Raw genomic sequence first — 13,400 nt, forward strand, 5'->3', positions numbered from 1 at the left:
TTTTCGTCGCTACCTCTTCTCTTATTTCCTTGATCGCGTCGCTACGTGTGGGGGGGCCTAGCGAAGCGGCCCCCCCACGACGACGTGGCGACAAGCGACGGACAAGACACGACAAGACAAGATCCAAAGGAGGCTGTCACGGCTACCCGGAACCTCATCGACACAGAGATCAAACTCGCTACGTGCAACCGCTGCGGCAGCTACGTCTTCGCGTGTCTGGTCGGAGGCGTCGCCACTGCGGCAGATCCGCAGCCGCTGGACGGAGAGGGCTACCGGGCCGCGCTGATCGCTGGACGGTTCACCTACGACGTCCTCACCCAGGCTGGTCGGCCCTGGAAGCTGCGGCTGCGCACCGCAAGCGTGAGCGCGACGCCGTGCGACATCGTGGCGTCCCATGCCTGCGGCGCCCTCGGGCTGGACGCCACGAGGGTCACGGAGGTGCCTGCGGGCCCTCCACGAGCCCGTGTGAGCGCCACTGGGCACCAGGACCGCCCCTGTGCCTCCGCAGCGCCTCAGACGGGCCGTCAGAGCCCCGCTCCTGCGAGCGATGTGATCCCGCCCCGTTCTAGGGGCTGGACGTCCCGCGCCCTGCGGTGCGCCACCTGCCGGGAGCTGATCGAGGATCAGCAGCCGCACTGGGCCATCGAGTACGAGACCTACCGCTGGGCCGTGCACGACGTGTGCCCGTAGCGGCAGCGGCCCCGTGCAGCCCGCTCGCGCGCCCGTGAGCGCCCTGCAGGGCGCCGGACGGTATCTGGCGACCCCGAACCCCTCAGCGGCTCTCAGGGGGCCGCACAGCCATGATCGGAGAGAGGTACCGATGAAGGATGTCTGGAGACTGGTCGAAGCGCTGCACTCTGCGCGGCATCAGACGCCTGCGAAGGTGACGGCCACTCAGTGCCCGTTCCACGACCGCGAGTGGTTCGAGCGTGAGGCCCGCCGCATCGTGCGGTTCGCGCGGCTCGGCATAGGCAAACGGTCATGAACGACCCGGAGTTCATCGCCGACCTGGTGCGCCAGCTGGCCGACGGCTGGGAGGAGCGCGCGGAGTACCACGTGCCGATCACACGGCACACGCTGCTGTGCCAGGCCCTGCGGTCCGCCATGAGTCCGGGCCGTCGCAGACACGCCGAATGCGCGTGCCAGACCGAGATCGAGGCGCGGGCGCAGACGTCGCTGCTGCCGTCGCTGCTGGACCAGTTGCAGGATGAAATAGCCGAGCCCGCCGCAACGACGGGGGGGCCAAAATCCGTCGATGATCCGCACAGCAATCCGCCGGGAAATCAAGCGGCCTTCGAATGCCTGCTGGGCATCAAGGTCCACGCCCGCGCGCATTTCGAGGCGCTGCGCCGCGTGCTGTATCCGGATCACGGGCGGCGCGAAGCCGTGACGGTCGTCAGCGCGCTGCGGGCCATCCCGGACTGGTGCGCGATGGCGAATGACAGCGGCTATGACGAACTGGTCTTCGAGATCAAAGAAGACCTGCGCAAAAGGGTGCGTACGGCGCGCATCATTCTCGGGTACGAGGCGCCGCAGCGACTGCTGGAAACGACGGTCTGCGGCGGCTGCGGTGGTGCGCTGATCGTCGCTGAGGACGCGTCGACGGATGTCCGGTGCATCGGGACGCCGGAGGCGCCAGGATGCGGTCAGATGTACCGCAGGTGGGACTGGATCAACTTGCTGGAAGGGGAGGGTGCGTGAGGGTCCGCATTGTTGAGACTGAGGAGTATCCGGTGCTCTATGTCAAGACGGAGTACGTCGAGGTCTATCCGGATCAGGTGTACGAGATCGGCCAGGCACTGATGGATGAGTACCGGGCGGCCGATGACGCGTGGCGGACTATCCAGGGGAAGCTGGAGTCGGTCATGAAATCCCGTACGCCCGGTGGGGTCGGGGAAGGAGAGGGCGCGTGACGCAGCAGTGGATCAGGATGGACCAGTCATGGCTGGACGACCTGGAGGCCCGGCTTGAGGAGCGGCGGCAGGCGATCTACCGGGCCGGTCTTCAGTCGCCCGCCTATCCGCCCTTCCCGGAGTGCCCCGAGTGTCGGATGACGCCGGAGGCGATCGTGCAGGACCGGGAGAGCCCTGAGGCGTTCCCGGCTGACGGTGTGCTGGTCATGTTCAGGCCGTGCCGTCATGTCTTCGGCGTCTTCCCGCCCACGTACGACGAGGCGGGAGAAGGTGCGTGATCGGCGAACGAGTGTTTGGTGTGTTCTTCCAGTCGCAGTGCTCTGACGGGGGAGACCTGCGACTGGAACAGTGCTTGGGCAGCGCTCACATGCGTGAGTGGTCCGCCGACTGGCACGCCTACAAGTGGGCCCTGGCGGAGCGTGATCTGTACGGCGAGCCGGAGTGGTTGCCGTGCTCCGAGGAGAGCGATGCGGGCTGGGGCCACAAGGGCTTCGGAGGTGTGGCCACCGTGCTGGTGAAGCCGATCGAGGTGGGGCTGTGAATCAGATCCCTGACATGATCGCCTTCTACCGAGCGCGACTCGACGAAGAGGCGGCGGTTGCCCGGAAGGCTCTCCGGATGAAGTTCGATCTCCCCTCGGACGCGCCGTGGGAGCGGGCTCGCCTGATGACCGAGCGCGGTATGTATGTGTCGCCGCACGACAGGCACATGGGGGCTCAGAGTCCCGCCCGCACGCTGAAGCGCATCGAGGCGGAGCGGCGGCTGCTCGATGAGATCTTTGCCTACGAGGCGAAGATCGACGGTGAGTGGGGATGTGGCTGTGATGCCGAGCGGATCGCAGCCGGGCTCTGTCCCGACGTCGGCGAGGACGGCATTCGGGCGCTGCGCTTGAAGGTCGAAGTCTTCGACGATCACCCGGACTTCCAGGAGTCGTGGCGGCCGTGAAGCTCGCCGACACCGAAGCCGCCTGCCTGTACTGGGGCTGCTCGCGTCGCTACCTCTTCAAGCTGGCCGACCGGGGCGAGCTGGTCCGCTACGGCACCGTGAAGCGCCGTCTGTGGGACCTGGAGGCCATGCCGCCGCGGGCCCCTGGCGCACCGCTGCCGAAGCCTCCCTCACGCGTCCAGGAAGCGAGGTGATTGCATTGCAGCGTTTGCACGTGCACTATTGACCCGTACCAGGCATGCCCGCGAGGGCTCCTGACGGATCGTCCGCCCGCCGCACAGCGAAGTGCGAGCGGGCTTTTTGCTGCGCGCCGCCCGCCACGGGCGGCAGCGCCCCTTTCCTCATCCGTGGCCACCCACGGATACAGCGGCCCCCGAGCGGGCCGCTTTCTCATGCCCGCAGCAAGGCGGGTGGTCTGAGCGGGGGCGGACCCGATCCCATCGGAGATATCCACATGGGGCACGACCGCAACAAGCACAGGAAGCCGAAGGGACTCGCGACGAAGCGCGCGATCAGCGCGAGTGCCGTCACGGGCATCGTTGGCACGTCCCTCACGACTCTCGGGGCAGGCACGGCAGACGCCGCCCCGGTGAGTGTGTGGGACGCCGTTGCCAGGTGCGAATCCGGCAACAATTGGAGCATCAACACCGGCAACGGGTATTACGGCGGGCTGCAGTTCAGCGCGTCCACCTGGCGCGCGTACGGCGGCGGCAGATACGCCGCCCGCGCCGATCTTGCCACCAAGGCGCAGCAGATCCAGATCGCAGAGAAGGTGCTCGCCTCCCAGGGGCCTGGGGCATGGCCCGTGTGCGGCAGACGGGCCGGCCTCACGCGGGGCGGCCCGGCGCCCGCACTGCCCAAGGCCGCACCCCAGAAGGCAGCGCCAGCCAAGCCCAGGGCCGCCGTCAGCGGCACCGCGGCCAAGGCTGTGGCGTATGCCCTGGCGCAGCGCGGCAAGCCGTACGTGTACGGCGCCACCGGCCCGAACGCCTATGACTGTTCGGGTCTGGTGCAGGCGGCGTGGCGCGTGGCGGGTGTGCGCATCCCCCGCACCTCGCAGGCGCAGCTGGCTGGACTGCGGCGGGTGAGTCCGTCGCAGGTGCGGCCCGGTGACCTGGTGATCTACAGGGGCGGCGGACACGTGGCCATGTACATCGGGGGCGGCAAGATCATAGAGGCGTCCCGTCCCGGCACCCCGGTGCGCATCGCCCCGTGGCGCAGCGGTTGGTACGCGAGGGCGTTCACCGCTGTCGTACGCCCTGCGGGTTCGACAGCGGGGGGCCCTGTACACAAGGCCGCCCCCTCGCCGCCGGAGAAGCGGGGCGCCGCTGTGAACGGGGGCGTGCCCGCCAAGCCGAGGGGCGCCTCTCCAAGGGTGGCGCCTCAGGACAGCAGGGGCGGTTCGTACAGGGCGGCGCCCCGTTCGGGGCGGGCGCCCACATGGGGCGGCAAGGCCTACAAGGTCAAGCCCGGTGACTACCTGCACCGCATCGCCGTACGGCACAACGTCAAGGGCGGCTGGCAGGCGCTGTACGCAGGCAACCGCAAGGCCGTCGGCGGTGACCCCGACCTGATCCACCCCGGCCAGGTGCTGCACCTGGCCAAGTGATCTGCTTCGCTTGTGCTACCTGATCCACCCTCACCGGCACGGTGTGCCCCCACCCATGGAGGTGCGCCGTGCCGGTGGCCAGGTGTGCCGGTCGCAGTGGTGCGCGATGGCGTGCTGCCGTGGCACAGCTCAAGCGTGAGTCAGTGCCGATCTGTCACCTGTGTGGTCGCGACATCGACATGGCACTGCACTACCTCGACCCGTGGTCATGGCAGGCCGATCACGACCCGTCGATCGCCGTACTGCTCGCGCGCGGTGATGATCCCGATGATGTGCAGTGGCTCAGGCCCTCGCACCGTCGGTGCAACATCAGCAAGGGCAACCGCGACGCCCGGCGGCCGGTGATCTCATCGCGTCAGTGGTAAGCGATCTTCGCCGTGCCTGTATGGATCATGGCCTCAGCCTGCATAGATCTATACAGCGACGCCATGCGGCGTGATCTTCGGCGCCCTGAATGACCCTATGCAGGGCGGGCGTTGTGATCGCCGAGGGGAGTGAGCGGCAATGGATCACCCCGCGTTTGCAGTACCGTTTGCTGGTTTGCATAGGGGGGCGGGGATCTTCCGTACGAGATCGCCAAGGTGACCTGCTCCGCCCCTGTGTCCGCTAAAACCCTCTACGCGATCTAGGGGCAAACCCGCATGTCAGAGGCCTGATCATTTGCAATTGACCTGATGCCTCGTCAAGTGACGAGTGATCGCTGACGAAGTTGCAGGTCAGCGCTTGATCGATTCGGCGCTCTGCTTGCGGTCAGGGGTAGATCAATACGTGTCGAGGCGCCCTGCAAATTTGCTTGCTGCGGATCAAGGGCCAGACCTGAGTGGTCGTCAGGTCAAACCGAGCGCTTGATCGTCGGCGTCGGCCCTGCCTGAATACCCCGCTGAATATCGATCTTCTGCATCTATTCATTCAGCGGGGGTGACCATGGCCGTCGCCCCTATCTGGGAGAAGGACCCCGACGCCGCGTTGGATTGGGTGTGGGACTGGTCGGAGTGGCTTGCCTCCGGCGAAACGATCGTGACGAGCGCCTTCACCGTCAGCGCCGGGCTCGACCTGGACAGCCATAGCTTCAACAGCAACTCGGCAACGGCCTGGCTGAGTGGAGGCACCCCGGGCACTCCGTATCTGGTCTCCAACCGGATCACGACGTCCGAGGACCGCACCGACGAACGGTCGATCACCATCAGGGTGAAGAACAGATGACCTTGCACGTGGTCATCGGCCCGCCCGCCGCAGGCAAGTCCACGTGGGTCAACGACCGCGCGAAGCCCGGCGACATCGTCGTCGACTATGACCGGATCGCAAACGCCCTGACGTCGATCCACGCCGAGCCGCATGGCCACAGGCGCCCGCACGCGACCGTCGCCTTCCGTGCCCGCGAGGCCGCCATCACGGAGGCGCTGCGCCACGTGAAGGACCACGACGTCTACATCATCCACTCGGTGCCGAAACCGCAGGCGATGACCCGCTACGAGAAGCACGGCGCAGAGATCGTCGTCCTCGATCCGGGCCGCGACGTCGTCGAGGCGCGCTGCCGTGCGGAACGCCCCGAGAACTACATGGACGGCGTGAAGCGCTGGTACCGCTCCGGCCTGCGTCCCCGTCCCGCGCCGCGTCAGGCGCCTGCCAACGACACGGCGCCGCAGGGCGCACCGCGGCCGGCCGCCGGGTCCCGCGTCTGGTGAAGGGGGACTCATGGCCGTCCAGCTCTCGACTGCCGTGCAGAACGCCATGTGCAACGCCGCGGTCGACCACCTCGACAGCGGAGGCTCCAACGGCACGATCAAGATCTACAGCGGCACCCAGCCCGCCAATGCCAACAGCGCCATCACGGGCACGCTGCTGGCGACCTTCACGCTGGATCTTCCGGCCTTCGGGTCCGCGTCGTCCGGCGTGGCGACGCTCAGCGCCGTGCCCCTGTCGACCGTCGGGCTGGCCGCGGGGACCGCGACGCACTTCAGGGCCGCGACGTCCGCGAGCGGCACGGCCTTCGACGGCAGCGTCACGGTGACCGCGGGCGGCGGACAGATCGAACTCAATACGACCACGGTGTCCGTCGGCGTCTCGCTGGAGATCACCGCAGGCACCTTCACCCAACCGGCTGCGTGAGGGGGCGACGTGACCTTGCACCTGTCAGGTGAGCAGCGCTGGTCGTGCCCCAACTGCACGACGGAGGCCGTGACGCACGGCGAGCCGAACCGCTTCCACAACTGCCCTGGCCTGAAGGGGCTCACGGCCCCCCTCGTGCTGGACGGCACGCGCTGCAAGGTCGAGGCGGTGGAGCGCGAGGACTACGTCGGCGACGAGGACGTACGGCTGGACGGCGAAGGCCGCCCCGTCATATCCGTGGTGACGACCCGTGACGAGGGACAGGACTGCGTCGCCTTTGCAGCGACCGCACATGCGAAGGGTGACGAGTAATGGCATGGTCAGCAAGCGCGATCTTCCGCGAGTGGGTGGCCGGGCCCATGCTCCAGTCGGCGGGCACCAGCTTCACCGGGCTCGACTCCGACACGGTCAAGGTCAGTCTCCACAACAACTCGATCACTCCGGACAAGGATGCCGCCGTCGGCAGCACTGGCTTCAACACGGGTCAGTGGTCGACGACCAATGAGGTGGTGGACGCCACGAACTGGGCCAGCGGCGGGCGCACGCTGGCATCGAAGACCTTCACAACCCCCAGCACGGGCGTTGCCATGTTCGACGCGGCGGACCTCGCGGGCGGCGGGCCAGTCACTCTTGCGAACGTCTATGGTTGTTTCGTCTACGACGACACGATCACCGGTGGCACCGTTGCTGACCAGGGTGTTTGCTACAATTACTTCGGCGGATCACAGAGCGTGACCGCTGGGACATTCACGATCGTTTTCAATAGCAACGGCATTGCCAGGTTCACGGTCTAGGTCATGGCGGATAGTCAGGTCGCCATAACGGCCGGTTCCGGCACCAACATCGACACCTACGCCGTCAGCGGCGGCGACCACCAACAGGTCGTCCGCGAGGCGCGCGCCACGGCCGCCGCCTCCATCAACACCTGGACGCCGTCGACCACCGCGAGCACCAGTCAGATCGCCGCCGACGCCTCCCGCGTCATGCTGCTGATCACCAACGCCAGCAACGTGCGCGTCTACCTGCGCTTCGACTCCACGGCGCCGACGTCGGCCACGCACCACTGGTACCTGGACGCCGGAGACCGCTGGGAGGTGCCCATGCAGCTGACCACCCTGGCTGTGTCGATGCTCGGTGCGTCGACCGGCACCGGCACCGTGAACTCCCTGCTGGCGACGGCGAGCTGATCGCATGCCTCTCGCAGAGCGCCAGGCATACCAGGTCCCCGATTTCTGGACCGTCTTCGGCCACTCGTACATGCAGTACGCGTTCGGCACCTTCTACCAGACGGGCCGCGCGGACTCCCTGCTGCGTGCCTCCTTCGACATTGAGCACGCCAACTGGCAGAACTTCTCGGTCAACGGCGCCCGCGCCTTCACCGAGGGCGCCAGCACCGGAGGCTTCGGCCGCTTCCTGAACCGGGTCAAGCGCCCGCAGCGCGGCGGCCCGTACGTCGCCGACGGCGGCACGCTGCTGCTCGACTACGGCATCAACGACATCGGCCTGCTGGGCAATACGACGCAGCTGCGGACCGGCTTCATCCACGCCATGCGCACGATGATCTCCCGTTGGCGTGCGAGCGTGATCTACGAGAACGGCTTCCAGGTCGGTACGCGCACCTCCTACGGCGCGGGCTTCGCCTCTGTCGCGGCGGTGGGGTACACCTCGGGCGACTCGGCACACTGGTGCACGTCGACCACCAACGCGAACTTCACGCTGACGCTGCCCAGCGACTACAACGGGGAGCCGGTGGGCATCGGCCTGGTCGGCGCGTCCGGCACGTCGGGCGGTGTCGTCACCTGGGGTGGCACGGCCGGAGTGACCGGGACCACGTCGGTGTCGGACATCATGCCGACAGCGGCGGCCACCCACTGTCCGGTGACCAAGCGGATCACCAATCTGACGGCTTCGAACGCAGGTCAGACGATCACCGGTACCGTCAACACCCTGGATTCCGGCGGCGCGGTCATGCTCGACTGCTGGTGGCTCGAAGCCAAGGTGCCGCCGCCCGTGATCGTCTGCAACATCGCCAAGCTGACGGCCGCCGGATACACCGGCAACTACGCCGGGTGGTCCGGCACCGAGTCGAGCCGTGACGCCGACGTGGACGCATGGAACGCCGACCTGCGCACCCTGGTCGCCGAGTTCGACTCGATGGTGCAGCTCGCCGACCTGGACGCCGTGATCGGCAAGGACGCCACGGCTCTTTTCACGGACGGCCTGCACCCGAACGAGAAGGGCGCGGCGGAGATCGTCGACGCGATACGCGACGCGGTGAAGCGGATCACGCCGACCTCGCCGTCCCCGACGATGAACGTGAACCCGTCGGCGCCCCGGGCGGGCCCGTCGCTGCGTCCGCACGTGAACGGCCTCTGGTACACGGCTGATCACGTGGGCACGCTGCTCACGGTGACCCCGGCGGCAGGCGATATGTGGGCCATCCCGGTCTGGGTGACGCAAGGCAGGGAGTTCTGGAACCGCCTCGCCACTCGCACGGGCAGCACAGCCGGGGCGACGAACACGACGCAGATCCGGTGGGGTCTGTATGACGACGTCGGGTGGAGCGGGTACCCGTGCGAGCTGGTCAATGAGGCCACCGCAGCGGGCGTGCTGAGTCTGTCGACGTCGGCCAACACCATCAGCATGAGTCCGACGTCCGGCACCGGCTCGATCACGTGGGTGCTCGATCCCGGGCTGTACTGGCTGGCCATCAAGTACACGGCGGTGCGCACCACGCCGCAGTCCATCACCTCTCTCCAGGGCCCCAACAGCGTGATGTCGAATTTGACCACGGGGGCTGACATCTTCGCGGCGGCCACGAACTATCCCAACGGGTACAAGCTCACGGGGCAGGGCACGGGCGCCTTCCCTGGGACCTTCCCCAGCGGCGCGGTGGCGACGGCGTCCGCCCCGTACATCGGCGTGCAGGCGTTCATTCAGCCGACCAACTAGGGGGCGACCCCCGTGTCCCTCCTGCTTCTGCTCCGTTCCCAGACTGCCGCCACGAACGCGGCAGCCGAGTCGACGACCGCAGCGGGCAGCGCCGGGGCGGTGCTCGCGGACGCGGGCGCCGCAGCCGCAGCGGCGACAGCGACCGGTGCAGCGAATGACGCTACGGCGGACGTTCAGGCATCCGCGGGTACGGCGACGGCCACCGGCACGGTCAGCGATCCGGCGCCGGACATCCAGGCCACCAGCGGGGCAGGCACGGGCACCGCCACAGCAGGCGACGTGTCGCCCGCGGCCACGGCTGCGGCCGAAGCGGTGGCCGGAGCGGGCAGCGCTCCTGACCCAACGGGCAGCGGTGGCGCCACGGCAGACGTCACGGCGGTCGCGGGCACGGCGTACGACGCCACGGTCAGCACGACGTCGAACGTCACCGCGGATGCTGGCGCGGCGACGGCAACGGGCACGGCGCATGCGTCAGCCGCCGATCTGGCGGCGTCCGCCGAGGCGTCGTCGGCCGCCGGAGCTGCAAACGCCGTTGCGCCGGACATGGCGCCCGGGGCGAACGGCACGGTCGCGACGGGCCTCGCGTCGGACCCGGTGGCGCAGGCGGATGTGCCTGCTGGCGCGACGGCGGGTACCGGGTCGGCCCTGGACGTGACCGCGGCCGGCTCGGGGCTGCCTTACGCTGCAGTCGCAGCCGGTACGGCCGGTGACGTGCTGGCGGACCTGGCGGCACCTGCTGGTGCGGCGACGGCCGCAGGCACGGCCCCCGACGCCACGGTGCAGTCCATGAGCGCCGTCGAGGCGCCTGCAGGGGTGGCTGCCGCGACGGGCTCGGTGGACGACGTCTTCATCGGTCTCATGGCCGCTGCCGGATTCGGAAGCGGCACCGGTGAGGCGTTTCAGCCCCCTGCCGTCCAGCTCATGACCGCGCTGCGGCTGCGCGTGGTGCCGAACCCGTAGGAGGTCTCATGGCAGCGCTCGCGACCACGCGGTACCCGCTGATGTGGCTGAACGGCGAGAGTGACCGCGTCGCCCTGTACGCCCTGCGTGACGTCAGCGCGGGTGATCTGTGCGATCTCGCGCAGGAGTTCACCGTGCTGAAGAGGGCGGTGATCATGGGGACGACGGTGGCTGCCGCTACGAGCGCCACGGTGGGCACGGGCGCCGACGCCACCAAGGTCACGATCCCTGCGGGCGCGTCCCGCGACGCGGGCTACCTGCTCGTCTACGGCGCCGCCGGACCTGCCTGATGCCGGGCAGCGACCGCTCCCTCTGGGGTCCGAACGTCGGCACGGCGGATGGCACCGACTTCGAGGGCGGTACGGCGGGCTGGTCGATCGGCACGCAGGCGTCCGCGATGGCGCAGAGCACGGAGCAGGCGCACCGGGGTACGCAGTCGCTCAAGTTCACGCGGAATGCCACAGCGGCCGGTGAGCTGGCGGTGACCAGCACGGTCTTCCCGGTCGCTGCATCCACCCCGTACGTCTTCCAGGGGTGGGTCTACACGGCGGTCGCCGCCGGGGTCATCAAAATCGACTTCGACTATTACCAGGCCAACGGCACCACCTATGTGTCGAGCTTCGTCGACGCGGTGCCGGACACGGCATGCACGCAGAACGACTGGACGCGGCTTGGTCCCAGCAGCTTCACGACGCCCGCGCTGACCGGGTACGTCCGCGTGATTCCCGTCAGCGTCAGCGGCTTCGCCAACACCAACACGCTGTACCTGGACGACCTCTTCATGGGCCGCCTGCTCGTGCCGCGCGGCCAGCTCGTCATGCCGCAGGCCCTGATCCGGGGATCGACGCGATAGGGGGGCCTGTGGCGCAGTACATCGCCTTCAACTGCGCGCTCGATGCGACGACCGGGGTGCTCGCAGGCACGTCGTACGCGGCGGGCGCCAAGGTCGCCATCCAGCTCGCACCGCCGTCCACGATCAGTCTGCGGGTCATCGAGTGGGGGGTCAGCTTCAACGGCTCCGCGGCGGGCACGCCGTCGGTGTGCACACTCGCGCAGGCGAGCGCCGCGTCCACCTGCTCCTCTGCCCATAGCACCAGCACGATCGTGCCCGTCGGCGACAACGCGAAGACATCCAGTCTGACGATGGGAACGACGTCGTCGGGCTACGGCAACGGGGCGATCACGACGAACACGACGGAGCGTGAGTTCGCCGCCGCCTTCGTCGGCCCCACGAGCCAGTACGAGAAGCAGTTCCCTTTGGGACGCGACTACATCGTGCTGCCGTCGAAGTTCCTGCAACTCCGGATCAACACTGCGGCCACGCTGACCGCCATCGCGTACATCGTCTTCGAGGAGTGCTGAGCCGGGGGCGGTGACTCATGGCCCGTCTCGGTCGCGGCACTCCCGCATCCGCGTACGTCCGCGTCCTGGCGCAGCCGCTCGCCCCACTGGACGCGGTGCCGGATGCGGAGCCCACTGCCGCGACGGGGACGGCGCACACCGTGCTCCCGGACGTGCAGGCCCTGCCGGACGCGGCGTCGGGCACGGGAACGACGCCGGACGCGACGGTCATCGTCGACGTCCCCGCCAGCGTGGCCGCAGCCGCCGGTACTGCCTATGACGCGACGGTGACGGTCGGAGCTGCGTCAGCCGAGGCAGGCGGTACCGGTGCTGCGGTCACCCCGTCCGAGGACATCACCGCCCCGGTCGGCGCGGCTGATACCGCGGGCGCCGCCCTGGCGGCCGTGCCCGGTGCGGGTGCCGCGCCGCCGGAGGCCGCAGCGGCGGGCACGGCGTACGCGCCCTCCACGGACGCGGTGGTCGGCGCCGGTACGGCGGCTGCTCTGGGCACGGCGCCGGATGCATTGCCCGCCGCCGGGGCGCTGGCGGATGCAGTCACGGCCGACGGCACGGTCACCGACGCGACGGTCACCACGAGTCAGACCACGAACGCCCCGGCGCAGACCGCGACGGGCGCCGGGGCGGCCCTGACCGCCGCTGCGGACATGGCTCCCGTGGCCGGCGCAGGGGCTGCCGCGGGTGCAGCCGGCGACCTGGCCCCGAGCGCCGTGGCGGATGCAGCGGCAGGTGCCGCCGCCGCGCTCGATGCCACCGTGGACATCACCACGGGCGCCGACGCGGCGACCGGCGTGGGTGCCTGTGACGGCTCACCCGGCGATGCCGCAGAGCTGAGTCCGGTGCCGCAGGCGGCTGAGGCTGTCGGCGAGGCCCTGGACGTCACCGCCCCGGTGAATACGTACGCTCCGGTGCCGCGCATCGACATCGACGGCACGGTGACCGCGTCGGGCGTCCTGCATGTCACGGCTCCGGTGCCGGTGGTCGACCTCGCCGGATCTTCAACTGTCAGTGGTGCTTCATCAACTGTTGCCCCTGTGCCGGTCGTTGACATCGACGGCGCCGCGACCGCGTCCGGCACGATGAGCGTGACGGCTCCCGCGCCCGTTGTCGCGATGGACGCGACGGCGACGACCGGCGGTCCGCTCGCGGTCACCGCCCCAGCGCCGCTGGTCGACGCCAACGCGACGGTCACGGTTGTCGGCGAGCTGGAGGTCACCGCGCCGCATCCGGTCGTGCAGGCGCACGGCGTCATCGCGGCGCCCGGTGTGATCAGCATGGTTGCCCCGGTGCCGGTCGTCGACGTCAACGTCATGGCGACGGCTTCGGGCGTATTCGAGGTCACGGCGCCCGCTCCGGTCTTCACGGGGCTTGGGCACGGCAGGCCCACCGGTCCGCGCGTCGTCATCGTGGCAGAGGAGCCGCGCACCCTGTACGTCGCTGCGGAGTCCCGCAGGGTCCGGGTGCCGGAGGACGACCGCGTCCTGGTGGTGTCCCGCGAGAGCCGCACGGTCCGCATCCCCGCAGAGATCCGAGAGCTGGAACCAGTGGGGTGA

The 13,400-nt window shown here is 69.0% G+C and carries 21 protein-coding genes; all 21 read left to right on the plus strand.

The window, feature by feature from the left end:
- Nucleotides 1-549: 549 nt before the first annotated feature.
- The 21 genes from DEJ49_RS36150 to DEJ49_RS33425 all read left to right on the plus strand — a co-directional run bounded on the left by DEJ49_RS36150 (nucleotide 550) and on the right by DEJ49_RS33425 (nucleotide 13,400).
- The gene (locus tag DEJ49_RS36150; protein ID WP_190329530.1) at nucleotides 550-690 is read left to right on the plus strand and encodes a hypothetical protein; all 141 of its coding nucleotides are present in this window, start codon (nucleotides 550-552) and stop codon (nucleotides 688-690) included.
- 291 nt (nucleotides 691-981) lie between these two features.
- Nucleotides 982-1,701, plus strand: a complete 720-nt coding sequence (locus DEJ49_RS33335; protein ID WP_150187549.1) for a hypothetical protein — start codon at nucleotides 982-984, stop codon at nucleotides 1,699-1,701.
- Nucleotides 1,702-1,733: 32 nt separating this feature from the next.
- The gene (locus DEJ49_RS33340) at nucleotides 1,734-1,913 is read left to right on the plus strand and encodes a hypothetical protein (RefSeq protein ID WP_150187550.1); all 180 of its coding nucleotides are present in this window, start codon (nucleotides 1,734-1,736) and stop codon (nucleotides 1,911-1,913) included.
- Nucleotides 1,910-2,191 carry a hypothetical protein gene (locus DEJ49_RS33345; RefSeq protein WP_150187551.1) on the plus strand — a complete coding sequence of 94 codons (282 nt, stop codon included), beginning with the start codon at nucleotides 1,910-1,912 and terminating at the stop codon, nucleotides 2,189-2,191. The genes DEJ49_RS33340 and DEJ49_RS33345 overlap by 4 nt, the downstream gene beginning before the upstream one ends.
- Nucleotides 2,192-2,280: 89 nt before the next feature.
- A complete protein-coding gene (locus DEJ49_RS36155; RefSeq protein WP_190329531.1) occupies nucleotides 2,281-2,454 on the plus strand; it encodes a hypothetical protein in 174 nt (57 codons plus the stop codon).
- Nucleotides 2,455-2,468: 14 nt separating this feature from the next.
- Nucleotides 2,469-2,858 carry a DUF6221 family protein gene (locus tag DEJ49_RS33350; RefSeq protein ID WP_150187552.1) on the plus strand — a complete coding sequence of 130 codons (390 nt, stop codon included), beginning with the start codon at nucleotides 2,469-2,471 and terminating at the stop codon, nucleotides 2,856-2,858.
- Complete coding sequence (locus tag DEJ49_RS33355) at nucleotides 2,846-3,052, plus strand: hypothetical protein (protein ID WP_150187553.1); 207 nt, start codon at nucleotides 2,846-2,848, stop codon at nucleotides 3,050-3,052. The genes DEJ49_RS33350 and DEJ49_RS33355 overlap by 13 nt, the downstream gene beginning before the upstream one ends.
- A 260-nt stretch (nucleotides 3,053-3,312) precedes the next feature.
- On the plus strand, nucleotides 3,313-4,467 hold the full coding sequence (locus DEJ49_RS36915) for a transglycosylase family protein (RefSeq protein ID WP_150187554.1): 1,155 nt from the start codon (nucleotides 3,313-3,315) through the stop codon (nucleotides 4,465-4,467).
- Between the two features lie 119 nt (nucleotides 4,468-4,586).
- A complete protein-coding gene (locus DEJ49_RS33365) occupies nucleotides 4,587-4,832 on the plus strand; it encodes a hypothetical protein (protein WP_150187555.1) in 246 nt (81 codons plus the stop codon).
- Nucleotides 4,833-5,391: 559 nt separating this feature from the next.
- Nucleotides 5,392-5,670, plus strand: a complete 279-nt coding sequence (locus tag DEJ49_RS33370) for a hypothetical protein (protein ID WP_150187556.1) — start codon at nucleotides 5,392-5,394, stop codon at nucleotides 5,668-5,670.
- A complete protein-coding gene (locus DEJ49_RS33375) occupies nucleotides 5,667-6,152 on the plus strand; it encodes a hypothetical protein (protein ID WP_150187557.1) in 486 nt (161 codons plus the stop codon). Before DEJ49_RS33370 ends, DEJ49_RS33375 begins: the two co-directional genes overlap by 4 nt.
- Before the next feature lie 10 nt (nucleotides 6,153-6,162).
- Nucleotides 6,163-6,576, plus strand: coding sequence for a hypothetical protein (locus tag DEJ49_RS33380; RefSeq protein WP_150187558.1), 414 nt, complete (start codon nucleotides 6,163-6,165; stop codon nucleotides 6,574-6,576).
- A gap of 9 nt (nucleotides 6,577-6,585) precedes the next feature.
- The gene (locus DEJ49_RS33385) at nucleotides 6,586-6,888 is read left to right on the plus strand and encodes a hypothetical protein (protein WP_150187559.1); all 303 of its coding nucleotides are present in this window, start codon (nucleotides 6,586-6,588) and stop codon (nucleotides 6,886-6,888) included.
- Nucleotides 6,888-7,370 (plus strand): hypothetical protein, encoded by a 483-nt coding sequence (locus tag DEJ49_RS33390; RefSeq protein ID WP_150187560.1) that lies wholly within the window; start codon nucleotides 6,888-6,890, stop codon nucleotides 7,368-7,370. Before DEJ49_RS33385 ends, DEJ49_RS33390 begins: the two co-directional genes overlap by 1 nt.
- 3 nt (nucleotides 7,371-7,373) lie before the next feature.
- On the plus strand, nucleotides 7,374-7,763 hold the full coding sequence (locus DEJ49_RS33395) for a hypothetical protein (RefSeq protein ID WP_150187561.1): 390 nt from the start codon (nucleotides 7,374-7,376) through the stop codon (nucleotides 7,761-7,763).
- Nucleotides 7,764-7,767: 4 nt separating this feature from the next.
- The gene (locus tag DEJ49_RS33400; protein ID WP_150187562.1) at nucleotides 7,768-9,528 is read left to right on the plus strand and encodes an SGNH/GDSL hydrolase family protein; all 1,761 of its coding nucleotides are present in this window, start codon (nucleotides 7,768-7,770) and stop codon (nucleotides 9,526-9,528) included.
- A gap of 12 nt (nucleotides 9,529-9,540) precedes the next feature.
- The gene (locus DEJ49_RS36160; RefSeq protein ID WP_190329533.1) at nucleotides 9,541-10,488 is read left to right on the plus strand and encodes a hypothetical protein; all 948 of its coding nucleotides are present in this window, start codon (nucleotides 9,541-9,543) and stop codon (nucleotides 10,486-10,488) included.
- Nucleotides 10,489-10,496: 8 nt separating this feature from the next.
- A complete protein-coding gene (locus tag DEJ49_RS33410) occupies nucleotides 10,497-10,778 on the plus strand; it encodes a hypothetical protein (RefSeq protein WP_150187563.1) in 282 nt (93 codons plus the stop codon).
- Nucleotides 10,778-11,341, plus strand: coding sequence for a hypothetical protein (locus DEJ49_RS33415; protein WP_150187564.1), 564 nt, complete (start codon nucleotides 10,778-10,780; stop codon nucleotides 11,339-11,341). The genes DEJ49_RS33410 and DEJ49_RS33415 overlap by 1 nt, the downstream gene beginning before the upstream one ends.
- Nucleotides 11,342-11,349: 8 nt before the next feature.
- Complete coding sequence (locus tag DEJ49_RS33420) at nucleotides 11,350-11,850, plus strand: hypothetical protein (RefSeq protein WP_150187565.1); 501 nt, start codon at nucleotides 11,350-11,352, stop codon at nucleotides 11,848-11,850.
- Nucleotides 11,851-11,867: 17 nt separating this feature from the next.
- Complete coding sequence (locus DEJ49_RS33425) at nucleotides 11,868-13,400, plus strand: hypothetical protein (protein ID WP_150187566.1); 1,533 nt, start codon at nucleotides 11,868-11,870, stop codon at nucleotides 13,398-13,400.

Source organism: Streptomyces venezuelae, assembly GCF_008642335.1.
In the GTDB taxonomy this organism is placed as follows: Bacteria; Actinomycetota; Actinomycetes; order Streptomycetales; family Streptomycetaceae; genus Streptomyces; species Streptomyces venezuelae_F.